The sequence below is a fragment of the Amycolatopsis sp. NPDC005003 genome, from assembly GCF_053600695.1.
In genome coordinates this window covers 36,540-53,200 of record NZ_JBSGAI010000008.1, presented here as the reverse complement: position 1 = coordinate 53,200, position 16,661 = coordinate 36,540, and the positions used below count along the sequence as shown (strand labels likewise).

The window sequence follows — 16,661 nt, the reverse complement described above, 5'->3', positions numbered from 1 at the left end:
ATTCGGCTGGGTGTCAACCTGTGGGCAAGCTTTCGGGTGTGTCGGGGTCCTCCCTGTCAGCCGGCATGAGCGTGCAGCTGACGCAGCCCGTCGACGATCAGCTCCAGCCCGAAGGTGAACTCGTCTTCCAGTGGCACCGGCAAGGAGTCCGCTACCGCGTGGGTGGCTGGGAAGTCCGCGGGCGGCAGGCCGTGGAAGTGTGCCGAGGCTCGCGCTTGTTCGGCGTTGTTCCCGGTTCCGGTGAGCTGGATGGCGAAGCCGAGGACGTACCGGGAGAGGGTGGCGTAGGCGCGCGCCGCGACGTTCGGCGGGAGACCCCCGTCAAGCAGGACGGCCAGGCAGCGTTCGCGCAGCATCATGGCGTTCGGTCCGGTCGGGGTCTGCTCGATCAGCAGGGGTGCGAGCTTCGGGTGCCGGCCCAGCGTGTCGAACATCGCCTGGGCGACGGCCCGGCAAGCCCGGTCCCAGCGCAGCTCGGCCAAGGCCTCGGGATCGAGTTGGACCTCGCCGAAGACCCGGTCGATCACCTGGGTGATCAACGCCGCCCGGTTGCCGAAGTGGCGGTAGAGGGTGGCCGTGCCGGATTCGAGCCGCTGGGCGAGGGTCCGCATGGACAGCGCCTCGGCGCCTTCCTCGTCGACGAGCTGCAATGCCGCGGCGAGGATCCGGTCGAGCGGGACGGCGGGACGGCCGCGGGACCGGCGGGCGGCCGCGGCCGGCGAGGACGAGCTTGTCACCCGGTGATTATGGCCGCTGTTGACACGCCGAACAATAACGGCAACACTGTTGCCATTATGGAGACCACGCAGTCACTGGCCATCGACGGCCAGCGCATCCACTACGTCCGCGCGGGCCGGGGCCCTGCGGTGGTGCTGCTGCACGGCAGCGGGTCGTCGTTGGAGGGCTTCGGGCGGGTGGCGGAGCTGTTGTCGTCGTCTTTCGACGTGATCCGCCCGGACCTGCCCGGCTTCGGGCGGACGGGCTCGCGGCCGGACCGCGACTACCGCGTCCGGACCTACGCACGCACGATCGCCCGCTTCCTGACCGCCCTCGAGGTGCCGCACTTCGCGCTGGCGGGCAATTCGCTGGGCGGCAACATCGCCTGGAACCTCGCCCTGGATGCCCCCGAGCGGGTGGATGCGCTGGTGCTGGTCAACGCCACGGGCTATCCGGAGAAGACGCTGCCCGCCGGGTTGCGGCTGGCCCGGAACCCGCTGCTGCGCCCCCTGGTGCGGCGGTGGCTGCCGCGCAGTGCGACCGAACGCGGGCTGCGGGACGCGGTCGGCGCGAACTCCGCGATCGTCGACGACGCCATGGTCGACCGGGTGCACGCGCTGACCAGCCGCCCCGGAAACCGCGCGGCCTTCGTCGACTTCGCCAACACCGGCCAGCCCGACCGCAGCGGCGACATCCCGAAGATCGCCGTCCCGACGCTGGTGCTGCGCAGCGCCGAGGTCGACGGCCAGCACTTCGCCCGCGACATCCCCGGCGCCCAGGAGCGCGTCCACGCCGACGGCGGCCACCTCCTGCCGGAAGAAGACCCGGAGTGGGTGGCGAAGGCGATCAAGGAGTTCCTGCAATGAGGTACTTCGTAGCCGCCGATGAGGACCGCAGGCTGGATGCGGCCACGCGGCCGACCCTCCGGGGCAGCTTTGTCACCCTGTCCGACGGGGTGACGCACTACGAGCTGACCGGCCCCGCGGGCGGTGAGCTCGTCGTGCTGGTCGGCGGGATCACGATTCCACTGTCCTATTGGGACGCACTCGCCGCGCGGCTGCACGCCCGCGGTCTGCGCACCCTGGCCTGCAGCGGCTACGGCCGTGGCTATTCGGACCGGGTCCGGGGCCGCTACGACGAGGCGTTGTTCGTCCGGCAGCTGGCCGAGCTCACCGCCGCGCTGGGCTTGACCGGTCCGCACCACGTCGTCGGCACGTCGATGGGTGCCCTGGTCGCGATGGCCTACGCGAACCGGGCCCCGGCGACCGTGGCCACGCTCACGATCGTGGGCCCGGCCGGGCTGGGTGCGCGGCCGCTGCCGCAGCGGTTGCTGCGCAACGACGTCATCGCCGGTTTCATCGCCCGCCGCTTCGGCCGCCGCTTGCTGGAAGGCCATCTCGGGCACAACGTCCGCGACCCCGAGCTGTCCGCCCGACTGGTCGCGATGGTGCAGGACGCCTACCGCTACGAAGGCTCCCTGTACGCGTTCTTCCAGACCCTTCAGGACTTTCCGCTGTACGAGCGGCAGGACCTGTTCCGCAGCACGGGCAATCTCGGGCTGCCGGTGCTGCTGGTGTGGGGCGACGACGACCGGGTCACCCCGATCACCCACCTCGACACCGTGCGGGACCTGCTGCGCCCCCGGCAAACCCACGTGATCACCGAATGCGGCCACATGGCCCCCTACGAACGGCCGGACGATGTCGGCGACCTGCTTGCGTCGTTCGCCGTTCCCCATCCGGAACGGCTCGAACCATGAACGACACCACCCTTGACGTCCTGATCGCCGGGGCCGGCCCGGCCGGCACCACCCTTGCCATCGACCTGGCCCGCCGCGGCCTCGCCGTCCGGATCATCGACAAAGCGCCGCACTCCTTCGACGGTTCCCGCGCCAAAGGCATCCAGCCCCGCACACTCGAGGTGTTCGACGACCTCGGCGCGCTCGACGACGTCCTCGCCGGCAGCAGCGACTACCCCCGGCTGGGTATTCACCTGGGCCCGGTCGCCGTGCCGTGGCGGATGTTCCGCAACCGCGAAGCCGCCGCCGACGTCCCGTACCCGAACACCCGCCTGATGCCCCAGTCCCGCACCGACGCCGTGCTGCACGACCGGCTCGAGCAGCTGGGCGGCAAGGTCGAATACGGCCGCGAACTCACCGGGTTCGACCAGGACGACACGTCGGTCACCGCGACCGTGCTCGGCGACGACGGCACCGAACGGATCACCGCCCGCTACCTCGTGGGCGCCGACGGCGGTTCCAGCGCCGTCCGCAAACACCTCGATCTGGGGTTCCTCGGCGAGACCGACGAGCAGGACCGGATGCTCATCGTCGACGCCGTCACCACCGGCCTCTCCCGGGATCGCTGGCACGTCTGGCCGGGCGTCAAAGGCCGGTTCACCGGCGCCTGCCCGCTCCCGCACACCGACCTGTACCAGTGGATGATCAGGCTGGCCCCGGGCGAAGAACCGCCCGAGGGCGAGGAGGCGATCACCCGGCGGATCCGGGCACACACCCGGAACCGGCACATCGCCGTGCGCGACATCCAGTGGCGGTCGGTGTTCCGGCCCAACATCCGCCTGGTCGAGGCGTACCGCCGCGGGCGAGTGTTCCTCGCCGGTGACGCCGCGCACGTGCACACCCCGGCCGGCGCGCAGGGCCTCAACACCGGCATCCAGGACGCCTACAACCTCGGCTGGAAACTCGCCCAGGTCCTCGCCGGAGCCGACCCCCGGCTGCTCGACAGCTACGAAGCCGAACGCCTGCCCATCGCCGCCGGGGTACTCGGCCTGTCCACGAAGAAATACGAAGGACTCGCCAAACTGGATCCCTCCAGCCTGCGCCGAGGCAAGGACGAGCAGCAGCTTTCCCTGACCTACCACGGCGGCCCGCTCGCCCCGGCCGGAGCCGACCGCACGACGACGCTGCACGTCGGCGATCGCGCACCGGACGCCGACCTGGGCGGCTCACGGCTGTTCGACACCTACCGCGGACCGCACTTCACCCTCGTCGCATACGGCCCGCAGGCCGCCGCGGCAAGCGCCGAACTCGACTGGCCCACCGCGGGAGCGCCGCTGCGGCGGATCACCGTCGACGGACCAGGCAGCTTCCGCACCAGCTACGGAATCGAAGGCGACACGCTGCTGCTCGTCCGACCCGACGGCTACCTCGGGCACATCGCCACCCGCGACTTCCTCGCCTCCACCCGCACCGCCGTCCGCACCTTGACTCCCGAGGTGGCCGGATGAACCGCCCGCAGGTGATCTCCTTCCGGAGCAGCACATGAGCTTGTTTCCGTCCTCGGCGGGCTGACCGCCGCCGCGACCGTGGCAGCCACCGCGCGCGGCGTAGTCGCACGTCGTCGCGCGCTCGCCGCTGTGGGCTCGAACTTCGGCACCCGCTGCTCTATCTGCCGCTGAGCATCAGCCACCTTCGGTTCGTCCGCTTCGGACGGAAGGGCGATGGCGGCGAGCACGGTTCCGTCCTCGATCACCGCGTCGACGAGCCGGCCGGCACGTCGCCCGGTAGGTCGCGGGCTTCGCGGCACGCGGGCACCGAGGCGGACGCTTTCCCCGGCGGGCAGCGGATCGACACCACGCACGGTCGGCGTGGTCAGCTGCCGGGCGCCCCGCCCGTGGTTCAGAGCCGCAACCTGGTCAGGGCTTCGGCCATCGCCCGGGCGAGGCGCTTGGACCCGTTGACGTTGGGGTGGGTGCGGTCGGTAGCGGCGTACTCGTCCGCGAGGCGGGAAGGGTCCGCTGGGGAACGGATCGCAGCGTCGAAGTCGACGAAGTCGTGCCCGCAAGTGCGGATCCATTCGTTGACGGCGAGGCGGAAGTCCTCTCGTCCGGGCTCGCCCGCGACCTCCGGGCCGAGTGGGGTGACGGTGGCGAGAACCACGGCGAGCCCTTCCTTTCGGGCCCGTTCCCCGAGTTCTCGGTAGCCGCCGATCAGCTGGGCGACGGTCGGCATCTCCGCCGGCGGCGTGATCCTGCCGGGAAGGCCCCAGTCGTTGCTGTTGTAAGCAATCACCAGGTGCGTCGCGCCGCGGGTCTCGAGCACGTCCTCGTCGAACCGGGACAACCCGGACCTGCCCCACGCCGGAGTCCGCGGTGGCGCGTCCAGGAGAAGCCGGTTGCCGGCGATACCGCGGTTGACGACGGCGACCTCGGCGTCGGCGGGCAGCAGGGTGGCGGTGTACTGCGGCCACCCCATCGCGGTGCTGGAGCTCCCGAGGCAGACGACCACCGCCTTCGCGCCGGCTCCGGCGACCTCGACGGTACGCAGGAACGGACCGCCTGCCGGCAGCGACCAGCCGGTCCCGTCGGGCTCGGGTGCGGGGCCGGTGCCGGCGGCGGGGAACTCGGGTGAGCCCGCGAAGTCGCCGGGAAGCGACCGGGCGAAGGTGAATCCGTTCGCGGACGCGTAGGGGGTCGGGTCGGGCAGATACACGTCGACGACGACCTGGCCGCCGTGGCTGACCGCCACGTCCGCCGGGTCGGTCCAGCGTGACTCGCCGACCGCGATCTCGGTCGAGAGCTTCCCTTCGAAGGAGACCTCGGCGAACTGTCCGCCGGCTCCGATCGCGCACCGTCCGATCCGCACGGGGCCGTCTCCGAAGCGGTTGCTCAGTTCCACCCGTACCTGGCTGCCGCCGACGCTCGCCGGCACCGTCATCCGGACAGTGGCATCGTCGAAGGGTGGTTCGTCGTCCTCACCGCGGTAGTCCGTCATGGCCTGGGTCCAGGATGGCACCCAGTCTGTGGCGATCTCCGACATCGATGTCATCCGGCCTGGTCGGCAGCAGTGCGCGCGAACAGCGCCTGCTCGCAGGCGGTCGGAGCCGCCTCGAAGTCGCCCGGGTAGGCAGCGATGGCCTTGCCCGGTTCGGCGCCGTCGACCATCGCCGGGTTCGCACCGTCGCCGGGCGGCGGCATCAGGTGGGCAGCACCACCCAGGTGCGTGACCCCGGGGACGCGCGCCCGCCGACGCCGACCTCTCCGAGGAGTTCCGCACGGGCGAGGGACAGGCCCGCCGAGGCCGACGCGGCCGATCGCGATCGGGTGGTGCACGGTGTTCATGACCTTCCTCATCCCCCTACGGCACAGTGTCGGGCCGTCACCGGTCGGTTATGGATTGGCGCTCCATTCGAGTATGGAGTACCAATCCATTCGTGTCGATACCCTTGACCTCCCCGAGCCGGGCCTCGTGCGCTGCGCGGGCTCGGCAGTTCGAGCGTGCGTGGGGGATAGGGTGCGCTCAGCGGTCAGCGGCGGTGTAGCGCCAGAACGGCCGCACCAGGAGGGCGCCGGCCAGGACGAGGGCCACGCACGCCAGCGCGGTGCCGGACCACGCCACCGCCAGCGGCAGCGCCGAGGCCATGGCCCCGGCGCGGAGGTCGCCCAGGCGGGGACCGCCGGCGACGACGACCGTGTACACGCCCTGCAGGCGGCCGCGCAGCCGGTCGGGGACGGCGGTCTGCAGGATCGTTTGCCGGTATACCGCGCTGACGAGGTCGGCCGCGCCGGCGACGACGAGCAGGGGCACCGCCAGCCACAGGCTCGGGGCCAGGCCGGCCAGGGCGACGGCGCCTGCCCAGACCGCCACCGCCGCGGTGAGGGCGACGCCTTGGCGCCGCACCCGGCCGATCCAGCCGCTGGACAGTCCGGCGAGGACCGAGCCGGCCGCGATCGAGGAGTACAGCAGGCCGACTCCGCCGTGCCACCGTGTCTCGGCGGCTTGGGGGAACAGGGCGGTCGGCATGGCCAGCACCATCGCGGCGATGTCGACCAGGAATGACATCAGCAGGACCCGGCGGCCGCCGAGGAAGCGCAGGCCGTCGAGGACCGACCGCAGCCCGGGGTGGCCGATCGGGTCCGCCGCGGGCAGCGGCGGGAGCCGGAAGGTGGCGTAGAGCGCCGCCGTGAACAGCACCGCGTCGGCGCCGTAGGCGTAGCAGAATCCGTCAGGGAGTCCGAGAAGGACTCCGGCGAGGAGGGGGCCCAGCACCTGTCCGACCGTCGAGGCGGTGAACGTGAGCGAGTTGGCGGCGGGCACCATCCCCGGTGGGACGAGGGCGGGGGTGATGGCGCCGCGGACCGCGGAGGAGACGGCGAAGCCGCCGGACTGGACGGCGACGAGCGCGAGGATCAGTGGCACCGACCGGGCCCCGGCCAGTGCCTGGGCGAAGAGTGCCAGCGTGACCGTCCAGGTGAGCGCGGACGAGGCCAGGTACAGCCGCCGCCGGTCCACGGCGTCGGCGATCGCGCCGCCGTAGAGCCCGAACACGAGAATCGGGACGAGGCCGGCCAGCCCGGCGAGACCGACGTCGAACGAGGAGTGCGAGAGGTCGTAGACCTGCACCGGAACGGCGACTTCGGTGACCATCGTTCCGATGACCGCGGCGCTTTGACCGAAGAACGTCCGGCGGAACACGTGGTGGGACAGCGGCCGGGTGTCCATCGCGATGCGGCGCAAGCGGTTCTTCGGCGGACTGGTCGTCATGCGGTCACGCTCGCAGGAGCCACCCCTGTCGCACTTCCGATAATCTGTCTTCTTGTGTCAGAAAACCGCCACCGGCACGCGGCCGGGCAGGTCATCGAGCGCCATCGCCACGACGAACACCAGCTGGTGTACGTCCACCGGGGCGTGCTGGCGGTCCACACCGACCACGGCACGTGGGTGGCCTGCGCCGACCGTGCCGTCTGGATGCCGGCCGGCACCTGGCACGAGCACCGCGTCTACGGCGACTCCGACGTGCTCACCCTGATGTTCCCGACCGACGACGCGCCCTTGGACGGCGCTGCGCCCGCGGTCATCGGCGTCAGCGCCCTGCTGCGCGAACTGCTCGTCGCCGCCACCGAACCCGATCTCGGAACCGCCGAAGCCGACCGCATCCACGCGGTGCTGCGCGACCGGCTCCGCCGGGCCGACGGCCGGCCGCTGACGTTGCCCGAGGCCCGCGACCCCCGGCTGGCCCACGCGTGCCGGCTCGTCACCGACGACCTCAGCCGGCCCCGCACGACGGCGTGGCTGGCCCGTCGCACCGGGACCAGCGAGCGCACACTGTCCCGGCTGTTCCGCCTCGAGTTCGGGACCACCTACCCGCAGTGGCGCACGACGGTCCGCGTGTTCCACGCGATGATCGAGCTCGCGGAAGGGGCCAGCGTCACCCGGACCGCGCACCGGTGCGGCTGGGCCACCCCGAGCGCGTTCGTCGAAACTTTCACCCGCACCATGGGCCGGACGCCCGGCAGCTACCGCGCCACGAGACCTCAGTGATCGTGTGGTCCGGTTCCACGGCCGCCTGCCCACCTTGCCCAGGCGTCCTGCGGACCGGTGCGAGGCCGTCCGCTCATCCGACATCTCGGGTGAGCACCGGGCGGGCTCAGTGCAGGGGCAGGTTTTCGACGGTGAACACGGGGCTTTCCAGTGGGGTGCCGTCGAAGTAGGTGTCCATTTGGGAGTTGGTGACCAGCAGCCGGTCGCCGCTGATGGCGACGCCGGTGGGGGTGTCGATGCCCGGGTAGGTGCGTTCGGAGACGACGGTGGCCCGGGTGGTGTCGTGGGAGAGCCGTACGGTCGCGACCTTGTTGTCGACGGAGCGGTCGATGTAGAGGGTGTTTCCTTGCCGCGCGATGCCGTCGGCGCTGGTCAGGGAAGCTCCGTCGATCTTGCGGACGGCGCCGGTGGCGAGGGTGAGCCGGTAGAGCGCCCCGCTGGCCCAGTAGCCGATGATCAGGGACCGGCCGTCGGGGGCGGTGGTGATGCCGTTGGCGTTGGACGTGCCGGCCACGTAGTCGGGTAGGTGGTAGGCCACCTGCAGGGTCCGGTGGGTGCCGGAGGCGGGAGCGTTCACCTCGGCGGCCGGGATGCGGTAGACGACGGCCCGGTAGGAGTCGGTGATGTAGACGTCGCCGTTGGCCGCGACGACCTCGTCGTTGACCAGCGTCGGCTCGCTCGGGTCGGTGACGGTGTAGGTGGCGACGAGGACGCCGGTGGTGGTGTAGACGAAGAAGCGTCCGGTGAAGGCGCCGGCGAGCAGCAGTCGGTTGCCGTCGACCTTGACCCCGGTGACCTGGGTGCGGCCGTCCTGACCACCGGGCAGGAAGGGGCCGAGGGTCTTCGCCCCGACGCGGCCGCGGTAGACGGTGCCGGTGTCGATGCTGCCGGTGTAGACGTACTCGCCGTCGGCGGCGATGCTTTCCGGATAGGCGTTGCTGCCGTTGATCGTGATCGCGTACGCCCGGTCCTTGTGGTCAGGGGTCGTCGCGGCGGCGGTAGGCGCGCCGATGGCTGTAGCGGCGGACGTCGCGGCGAGGGTAACGACCGCGCGACGCCACCGGAGGTACGCGGTGGTGTGGGTGGACATCGTGATGGACCTTTCTGGTGGATGCGCGGGGATGTGACCGCGCTGGTGGTTCGGGCCCGGCGGAAACTTGTGTCAGCGCAGGGCGTCGGCGATCGCGTCGGCCAATGCTGTGGTGGGCCGTCCGATCAGACGCCCCAGGTCGCCCGAGCCGGTGAACAACTCGCCGCGGCTCAGGCCGGGTCGGCGTCGGCGAGGACGTGCGCCAGGTCGGCGGGCAGGCCGGCACCGGTCAGCGCCTCGGTGAGCTTGTCCGCGGGCAGGTCGGTGTAGGCGATCGGCCGGCCGGCGGCCAGGTCCTTGACCCCGGCGACGTCCCGGCCGGTCGCGACGATGTCCGAGGCCGGCACCCCGCGCCGCAACAACGCTTCCACGGTGAGCCTGCCCAGCCGGCCGGAGGCTCCGGTGACGACGATGGACATGGACGGTCCCCTTCCCGCCGCGGACCTCCCGCGGCACACACCCACAATGACCTGATTGCTCTCCATTGGTTAGTAGCCACCTTGAGGTAAGGTAGCCACCTGCCGGATAGCAACGAGGTGAGGACCGTGGCAACCGCCAAGACCGTGACCGACGCGACAACGTCGTGGGACCCGTACACGCGCGGCTGCCCGTCGCGCGACCTGCTCGACCAGATCGGCAGCAAATGGGCCGTTCTCGTGCTCGGCGAACTCGGCAAACACGGGGCGGCCCGGTTCACCCAGCTGCGGCAGCGGCTGGCCGGAGTCAGCGAGAAGATGCTCACCCAGACACTGCGCACCCTCGAACGCGACGGACTGGTCCGCCGAACCGTCTACCCGGAGGTGCCGACCCGCGTTGAGTACGAGCTGACCCCGCTCGGCCAAACACTCCGGCAACCCCTCAAGGCACTCACCGAATGGTCGGTGCGGCACATCGAGGAAGTCATCACCGCCCGCGAGCAGTACGACTCCCGAGCCGGGTGACCACGGCCGCGGTACCGACGCGCCGCATGGTCACGTAGCAGACCGGGGTCGTTCTCGAGTTCTGGCTGGGCTGCATAGAGGTCGTCGATGGTGTCGGTGAGCCGGTGGGGTGCGAAGCAGGTGCTGAGCCAGCTGTCGAGCGGACTGATGAGGTCCCGTTCGGCGTCCCGGACGCTGCGACGGGCCGCCGAAATGACTTGAACGGACGCCCACGGCACGGCTGTCGCGTGGCGGGGGCTTGTGCGGTTGGATCGGGCCGGGACCGACGTGGTGGAGAGGTGCGAGGCGGATGGGCGGCGATGTCGGCAGGCCGGACCCCGCCCGGGTCGCCGACGTCACCGGCTTCGTGCGCGAGGTCGACCTGCTGCGCCGGCTGGCGGCCCGGGGCACGGGTAAGGCCCGGGTCAGCCTGGCCGATCTTGCTCGCCTGGTCGACGTGCCCCGCTCGACCGTGCATGCCTATGTTTCCGGCAAGATCCACCCACCGTCCGACGTGTTCGACCGGATCGTGATCGCGTTGGGCGTTCCCCGCGCGGAGTGGGGCAGCTGGAACGACGCCTGGTTCCGGGTGGCCGGCCACCTGCACTCGGAGAAACAGGCGGCCGACGATCCGCCGGTTCCCCGGCAACTGCCCCTCGACGTCGGCGGCTTCGTCGGGCGCGAGGCGGACCTCGCCGCGCTCGATCGGCTGCTGACGGGCTCGTCGGACGGCCGGGTCGCGGTGCTCACGGGGATGCCGGGGGCCGGCAAGACGGCGGTGGCGATCCACTGGGCGCACCGGGCCGCGCCGGGCTTCCCCGATGGCCAGTTGTTCGCCGACCTGCGGGGGTTCGCCGATGCCCGCCCGGCCGACCCGGCGGACGTCCTGACGGGGTTCCTGCGCGCGCTGGGAACGCGCGAACGTGACCTGCCGAGGGAACCGGACCAGCTCGCGGCGCACTTCCGGTCCGCGGTCGCCGGACGGAGGGTGCTGGTCGTGCTCGACGACGCGGGCAGCGCCGAGCAGGTCCGTCCGTTGCTGCCCGGCACGCCGGGCTGCGCCGTGGTGATCACCAGCCGGACCCGGCTGGTCGGGCTGGTCGCCCGGGAAGGCGCCGAGTCGCGCGAGCTGGGGCCACTCGAAGTGGACGACGCCGTCGTGCTGGTCGGGCGCACCGCCGGCCCGGACCGGGTCGACGCCGATCGGGCGGCGGCCGCCGAGCTGGCCGAGGTGTGCGGACGGCTGCCGCTCGCGCTGCGGATCGCCGCGGCGATCGCCCGCGTGCGGCCGGGCACGCCGCTCTCCACGATGGTCGAGGAGCTCCGTTCCGCCGACCCTCTGGCTGTCCTCGACGCGGCCGTCGACCGGCAGACCGCGGTGCGGACCGCCATCTCCCTGTCGTACCGGGCGCTGGAACCCGTGGCACGACGGGTGTTCCGGCTCTGCGGCCTGTTTCCGGCCGACGGGATCACGTTTCCGGCCCTCGCCCACGCGGCGGAGCTGGCGCCGGAAACCTTGGTGCGGATCATGTACACCCTGCTCGACCTGCACCTCGTCGTCGAACGGACGCCGGCGCGGTACGTCCAGCACGCGCTCCTGCACTCGTGGGCCCGGGCTCGCTGCCTGGCCGACGATGACGACGACCAGCGCGCTCGCGTGCTTCACCGGCTGATCGGCCACTACGCCGGGCTGGCCACCGAAGCAGCGCAACTGCGGCATCCGCGCTCGTACCGCGACGAGTACGCGAGTGTCCGCCACCGGGAATCCCCGTTCTCGACGGCCGGCGAGGCGCTCACGTGGCTCGACGTCGAGTTCGCCACCTTGACGGCACTGACCCGGCAGGCCGCCGAGACCGGCCTCGACGCTCTGGCGACGCAGCTTTGCATCGCCCTGCACCCGGAGTTCGAACGTCGCCGCTCCGCGGAGTGGATTCCGGTCAGCGAGGCTTCGCTCGCCGCGGCACGCGAAGCCCGGAACGCCGCCGGGCAGGTGCTGTGCCTTCGGGTACTCAGCGGCGCGTACTGGAGCAGGGCGGATCACGCGCAAGCGCTTCGCCACCTCGACGAGGCGGCGAAACTCGCCGACGAGCTGAACGCGCCGAACCTCCGGGCACTCGTCCTCAGCGACCTGGGACGCACGTCGATCTCGATGGGCCGGCTCCGGGACGCGGCCGAGTACTACCGGCAATCCGTCGACCTCGAGCCGGCGGGGGCGGGCACCGCGTCCGTCCCGAACCTCGTCGTGCTCGGCGACGCACTCTGGGAACTCGGCGAGCTCGGCGATGCCTACGACCTCCACACCCGGGCGATCGAGACGGCCACCCGGGAGGGCTACACCGCCGGACTTCAGCTCGCGGAAAGTCACGCGGGCCGGTCCAGCCAAGCGCTCGGCGACCTCGAGCGAGCTGTCGAGCACTACCGGACCGGTCTCGATCTGTGCCGGTCGACCGGCGAGCACGCCGACGAGGCGAGCGTTCTCGCCAACCTGGCGGGAGCGCTGCGCGACCTGGGTGACCACGACACCGCACTGGTGACCGCCCGCGAGGCCGTGGCCAAGGCGACCCGGCTGGGCATGCTCCGGACGCAGGCCGGCGCCCACCACGTCATCGGCACGGTCATGATCGCACTCGGCGAGCTCGAAGCGGCCCGCAGTGAACTCGAAACGGCGCTGGCCCTGTCGACCGAGGCGAACCACCCGCGGGGAAGCGGTGACGCGCTGGTCGCCCTGTCCGCGGTCCACCGGCACCGGAAGGCGTTCGACGAAGCCTGCGAGGCGGCCGGCCGCGCACGGGCCATCAGCACCGGGACCGGGCACCGCTTGATCCTGGCCGACAGCCTGCTCGCCACGGCAGCCGTGGACCTCGAACGCGGCGACGTCCCGGCCGCGCGAGACCACGCCGAACAGGCGCGAGCCATCCACGCGCGGGCGTCCTGCCGCCTCGGCGTCCAGCGCGCCGAGGCCGTACTCGAGTCGCTGCCCGGTCGACGGCGGTAGTGGATCGCGGCGTCCAGCTTTGTCCAGGATCCGCTCCTCGGCCGTGGCTCCTGTGGTGCAGTGTGGCGGCCGTCGTTCCGGCGGCGGAGGTCAGCCGGTGGATCCGGTGTTGGCGGACGGTTCGGCGTGCTGAGCCAAGGGAGGGAGGCGAAGCCGCCGAACCGTCGTGACCCGCGTGACGAGGGGCTGAATGAACAGTGGGAAACGACTGGTCACGACCGTCGCGGCCGTAGTGGTCGCCATGACGCCGGCTGTCGCAGACGCACAAGACGCCTGGCCGGTACCGGCTCGCAGCCGCATCGAGCGTGCTGCCGACCTGCGCGCGGCCGGTCAGCGCTGGTGTGGCGTTCCGATCAAGCGAATCACTGCCATTGCTCGCCGAGGCGAGCTGGGCGCGACGGCGTACAGGATCGTGTCGCTGACTCTCTACATGGAGGTTCGATGTGGGCGGCGACACTTACTGACAGTAGGCCAATGAAGCTGGAGCAATCCGGCCCGCGATGTCAACCTCCTGGCCGTCACGACGCGTAGTACTGGTGACGGTGATCAGTTCGAGAGCGGGTTGCGGTGACCGACGATGAGTTCGAAGCCTTCTACGGCCGCTGGGCCGGGCCGATGGCCGGCCAGGTGTACCTGGTGACCGGCGACCTGCACGAGGCCCAGGACGTCGTGCAGGAGGCGTTCGTCCGGGCTTGGGGCCGGCGCGACCAGCTCGATGCGGCCCGGGCGCCGGAGTCCTGGGTGCGGGTGACGGCGACGCGGCTGGCGATCAGCCGCTGGCGGCGCGGGCGGCGGGCGGCTGAGGCTTGGGCGCGGTGGGGTCGGCAAACACCGGCCGCGGCCGGTGGGCCGCAGCCGGGTGGTGTGGCGTTCGAGCAGGCGTTGCGCACGTTGCCGCCGCGGCAGCGGCTGATCGTGGTGTTGTTCTACGTCTGCGACCTGCCGGTCGATCAGGTCGCCGCGGAGGCGGGGGTGTCGGTGGGCACGGTCAAGACGCAGCTGTCCCGGGGACGCGCGGCGTTGACGCCGTTGCTCGGCGAGCGGGCCGGGATGCTGGAGGACCGGGATGCCTGAGGACGGCCGGTTCGAATCGCCCGCCGACCGGCAGGTCGGTGCGCTGCTCGGCCGGGTGGCCGCGGACGCCGCCCGCATGACCGAGCCGGTCGGCCTCGACCGCATTCGCCTGCTCGCCGCCCGCCGGCGGGGGAGGCGTGCCATCGCTTCGGTGGTGGCGGCTGTGGTGGTGTCCGTCGGGACGATCGCGGTGGTCGCGGCTTCCGGGCGCGACGAACGCGTCCAGCCGGCCGGTCCGCCGTCGCCGACCGCGGGGGCGACGACGACGGTCTCCGCTTCTCCGCCGGTGACCACGACGGTCAGCGCCGGTCCAGGTCGATGACCGTCACTTCGACGGCCCCGGCTCCGGGCCTCACCCGGCCAGGCAACCGCTGGTCCGTCCGGATGCCTTACGTCCTGGCCGTGCTCTTCGGTGCCGTTTACACGGTGGTGTCGGTGAGCCGCTACCTCGACTTCCGCACGATGTCCTACGACTTGGGCATCTTCGAGCAGGTCGTGCGGGCCTACGCGCACCTCGAGGCACCCGTGGCCGACCTCAAGGGCGCCGGGTTCGTCATCTTCGGTGACCATTTCAGCCCGGTGACGGCGTTGCTGGCGCCGTTGTACCGGCTGGCGCCGAGTCCGATCACGCTGCTGGTCGCGCAATCGGCGCTGTTCGCGGTCTCCGTCGTCCCGGTGACCCGGGCGGCCGGGCGAGTGCTGGGCGCGGGTCGCGGTGCGGCGACAGGTGTCGCTTTCGGACTGTCGTGGGGTATGCAGCGCGCGGTCGATTTCGATTTCCACGAGATCTGTTTCGCCGTTCCGCTCATCGCGTGGGCGCTCGAAGCGTTGCTGTTCCGCCGTTGGCGCGCCGCGCTGGCCTGGTCGTTGCCGCTGGTGCTGGTGAAGGAGGACCTCGGGCTGACGCTGGCCGTGATCGCCGGTCTGGTCGCCTGTGCGAAGGCACCTGTGTCTGCTCGGACGAGAGCGGTAGCGGTGGGAGCGGGGATCTTCGGGCTCGTCGCCTGCTTCGTCTGCCTTGTCGTGGTCATCCCGGCCTTCAACCCCGCCGGTACCTACGGTTTCTGGTCCAAGCTGACGGACACCGGCGCCGATCCGGCGGCCGGCAGTGGCATCGGCGAGCGGATCGAGACGCTGCTGTGGGTCGTCGTCCCGACCACCGGCCTGCTCGCCCTGCGCTCACCGCTGCTGCTCGTGGCGGTACCCACCCTGACGTGGCGGTTCGTGTCGTTCGAGGAGCACTACTGGAGCACCGGCTGGCACTACAACGCCGTTCTCATGCCCATCGTCTTCCTGGCCCTGGTCGACGCGCTCCGCCGATCGGCGTCGTCGCGCCGGCCCTGGCTGCGGTCCTACGCCGGCCATCTGCCCGCGATGGCCGCCGCGGCTGCCCTGGCCCTCACCGTGAGCCTCCCCTTTGCGAAGCTCGCGGAACCGGCCACCTATGCGGTCTCGGACCGAGCCCGGATCGCCGCGAACGTCCTCGGCGTCATCCCGGACGGCGCCACCGTCGAGACCGGCATCGCACCCATCGCGCACCTCACCGGCCGGTGCCGCGTCTTCTTCATCGGCAACACCGGTTCGATCACCCCGGACTACTTCGCTGTCGAGGACACCCGCCGCACCGAATCGGCAGTGCTCGACTACGCACGGGCGCTTCGTCCCGGCGCCGACTACGACGTGGTCGCCCACGGCGCCGGCTTCTGGGTGTTGCGGCTCGTCCGCCGATAGCCATTTGGGATCCCCTCTGGTGGATCGGCGTGATCGTGGCGCACCCCTCTGAGGCGGCGGGCTCTTTCAGGGCCGCATCAGCCGTGTTTCAGGGGTGGGTGGGACGGTGCGGGTGGTCATTCGATCCGGAGTCAGATGGGAGATCCAACTGAAATGAATCGCCTTTCGAAAAGCCTGCCGCGTGTCTGGCGCGGCCTTGGCGCGGCCGTGGTGGCGGTCGCGGCGTCCGTGACCCTGCTCGGCGCCGGTCCGGCGCGGGCGGCGGCCGACACGACGCCGCCGACCGTGCCGACCGGACTCGCCGCGTCCAATGTGTCGTTCACCTACGCGACGGTGACCTGGAACGCCTCGACCGACAACTCGGGCTCGCTTTACTACGAGGTCACGATCAACCAGACGACGGGGCCGTACACGCAGATCGTGTCGGACCCGACGGTGGCGTTCGGCGGCTTGACGGCCGGCCAGACGTACACCGTGTCGGTGCGCGCGGTCGACTTCGCCGGCAACGCCTCGGCGTCCGCGTCGACCCGGTTCACGACGCTGGCGCGCACCGGGCCTCCGCCCACGGCGCCGGCCAACGTGCGCGGCGTGTTCACCGGCGGTGTCCTCACCGGCATCGCCTGGGACGCCTCGGTCTTCGACGGCCACGTCTCCTACCAGCTCTTCGCCAACGGCACCTGGGCGTGGGCCACGTCGAAGACCAGCGTGACCGTGCGGGAACTCGTCGCCTCCGAGGGGGTCAAGGCGGGACACACCTACACCTTCACCGTTCAGGCCATCGGCACCGACAACTACCTCTCCGACCTGAGCGCGCCGGTGACGCTCACGATCCCGTCGAACTGAACAGCGACGACC

At 71.4% G+C, this 16,661-nt stretch carries 16 protein-coding genes; 10 read left to right on the top strand and 6 right to left on the bottom strand.

Annotated features, from left to right (window positions below):
- Positions 1 to 56: 56 nt before the first annotated feature.
- Positions 57 to 737, bottom strand: coding sequence for a TetR/AcrR family transcriptional regulator (locus tag ACWED2_RS11860; RefSeq protein ID WP_449690429.1), 681 nt, complete (start codon positions 735 to 737; stop codon positions 57 to 59).
- 57 nt (positions 738 to 794) lie between these two features.
- Between ACWED2_RS11860 and ACWED2_RS11855 the strand changes: the two genes are divergently transcribed.
- Genes ACWED2_RS11855 through ACWED2_RS11845 form a run of 3 tightly spaced genes read left to right on the top strand, consistent with a single transcriptional unit; the run spans position 795 to position 3,963 of the window.
- Positions 795 to 1,583 (top strand): alpha/beta fold hydrolase, encoded by a 789-nt coding sequence (locus ACWED2_RS11855; RefSeq protein WP_449690428.1) that lies wholly within the window; start codon positions 795 to 797, stop codon positions 1,581 to 1,583.
- On the top strand, positions 1,580 to 2,476 hold the full coding sequence (locus ACWED2_RS11850; protein ID WP_449690427.1) for an alpha/beta fold hydrolase: 897 nt from the start codon (positions 1,580 to 1,582) through the stop codon (positions 2,474 to 2,476). The genes ACWED2_RS11855 and ACWED2_RS11850 overlap by 4 nt, the downstream gene beginning before the upstream one ends.
- Complete coding sequence (locus tag ACWED2_RS11845; protein ID WP_449690426.1) at positions 2,473 to 3,963, top strand: FAD-dependent oxidoreductase; 1,491 nt, start codon at positions 2,473 to 2,475, stop codon at positions 3,961 to 3,963. Before ACWED2_RS11850 ends, ACWED2_RS11845 begins: the two co-directional genes overlap by 4 nt.
- A gap of 391 nt (positions 3,964 to 4,354) precedes the next feature.
- Here the strand turns inward: ACWED2_RS11845 and ACWED2_RS11840 are convergent, their stop codons facing one another.
- The 3 genes from ACWED2_RS11840 to ACWED2_RS11830 all read right to left on the bottom strand — a co-directional run bounded on the left by ACWED2_RS11840 (position 4,355) and on the right by ACWED2_RS11830 (position 7,219).
- On the bottom strand, positions 4,355 to 5,449 hold the full coding sequence (locus ACWED2_RS11840) for a GDSL-type esterase/lipase family protein (RefSeq protein WP_449690425.1): 1,095 nt from the start codon (positions 5,447 to 5,449) through the stop codon (positions 4,355 to 4,357).
- Between the two features lie 50 nt (positions 5,450 to 5,499).
- Positions 5,500 to 5,808, bottom strand: a complete 309-nt coding sequence (locus ACWED2_RS11835; protein ID WP_449690424.1) for a hypothetical protein — start codon at positions 5,806 to 5,808, stop codon at positions 5,500 to 5,502.
- A gap of 166 nt (positions 5,809 to 5,974) precedes the next feature.
- Positions 5,975 to 7,219 carry an MFS transporter gene (locus tag ACWED2_RS11830; protein ID WP_449690423.1) on the bottom strand — a complete coding sequence of 415 codons (1,245 nt, stop codon included), beginning with the start codon at positions 7,217 to 7,219 and terminating at the stop codon, positions 5,975 to 5,977.
- Between the two features lie 54 nt (positions 7,220 to 7,273).
- Here ACWED2_RS11830 and ACWED2_RS11825 point away from each other — a divergent pair, with 54 nt between their 5' ends.
- Positions 7,274 to 7,996, top strand: coding sequence for an AraC family transcriptional regulator (locus ACWED2_RS11825; protein WP_449690422.1), 723 nt, complete (start codon positions 7,274 to 7,276; stop codon positions 7,994 to 7,996).
- Between the two features lie 106 nt (positions 7,997 to 8,102).
- Here ACWED2_RS11825 and ACWED2_RS11820 read toward each other — a convergent pair whose 3' ends face one another.
- Together ACWED2_RS11820 and ACWED2_RS11815 are read right to left on the bottom strand one after the other, a co-directional pair.
- Positions 8,103 to 9,086: a hypothetical protein gene (locus tag ACWED2_RS11820; protein ID WP_449690421.1), complete on the bottom strand. Its 984-nt coding sequence runs from the start codon at positions 9,084 to 9,086 to the stop codon at positions 8,103 to 8,105.
- Between the two features lie 170 nt (positions 9,087 to 9,256).
- Positions 9,257 to 9,505 (bottom strand): hypothetical protein, encoded by a 249-nt coding sequence (locus ACWED2_RS11815; RefSeq protein ID WP_449690420.1) that lies wholly within the window; start codon positions 9,503 to 9,505, stop codon positions 9,257 to 9,259.
- Between the two features lie 126 nt (positions 9,506 to 9,631).
- Here ACWED2_RS11815 and ACWED2_RS11810 point away from each other — a divergent pair, with 126 nt between their 5' ends.
- The 6 genes from ACWED2_RS11810 to ACWED2_RS11785 all read left to right on the top strand — a co-directional run bounded on the left by ACWED2_RS11810 (position 9,632) and on the right by ACWED2_RS11785 (position 16,649).
- Complete coding sequence (locus tag ACWED2_RS11810; protein ID WP_449690419.1) at positions 9,632 to 10,027, top strand: winged helix-turn-helix transcriptional regulator; 396 nt, start codon at positions 9,632 to 9,634, stop codon at positions 10,025 to 10,027.
- Positions 10,028 to 10,316: 289 nt separating this feature from the next.
- Positions 10,317 to 13,001: an ATP-binding protein gene (locus tag ACWED2_RS11805; protein WP_449690418.1), complete on the top strand. Its 2,685-nt coding sequence runs from the start codon at positions 10,317 to 10,319 to the stop codon at positions 12,999 to 13,001.
- Positions 13,002 to 13,568: 567 nt separating this feature from the next.
- Positions 13,569 to 14,075, top strand: a complete 507-nt coding sequence (locus tag ACWED2_RS11800; protein ID WP_449690417.1) for a SigE family RNA polymerase sigma factor — start codon at positions 13,569 to 13,571, stop codon at positions 14,073 to 14,075.
- Positions 14,068 to 14,397 (top strand): hypothetical protein, encoded by a 330-nt coding sequence (locus ACWED2_RS11795; RefSeq protein WP_449690416.1) that lies wholly within the window; start codon positions 14,068 to 14,070, stop codon positions 14,395 to 14,397. The genes ACWED2_RS11800 and ACWED2_RS11795 overlap by 8 nt, the downstream gene beginning before the upstream one ends.
- The gene (locus ACWED2_RS11790; RefSeq protein ID WP_449690415.1) at positions 14,394 to 15,806 is read left to right on the top strand and encodes a DUF2079 domain-containing protein; all 1,413 of its coding nucleotides are present in this window, start codon (positions 14,394 to 14,396) and stop codon (positions 15,804 to 15,806) included. The genes ACWED2_RS11795 and ACWED2_RS11790 overlap by 4 nt, the downstream gene beginning before the upstream one ends.
- A 153-nt stretch (positions 15,807 to 15,959) precedes the next feature.
- Entirely contained in the window at positions 15,960 to 16,649 is a 690-nt protein-coding gene (locus ACWED2_RS11785) for a fibronectin type III domain-containing protein (RefSeq protein WP_449690414.1), read from the top strand.
- Positions 16,650 to 16,661: the final 12 nt, after the last annotated feature.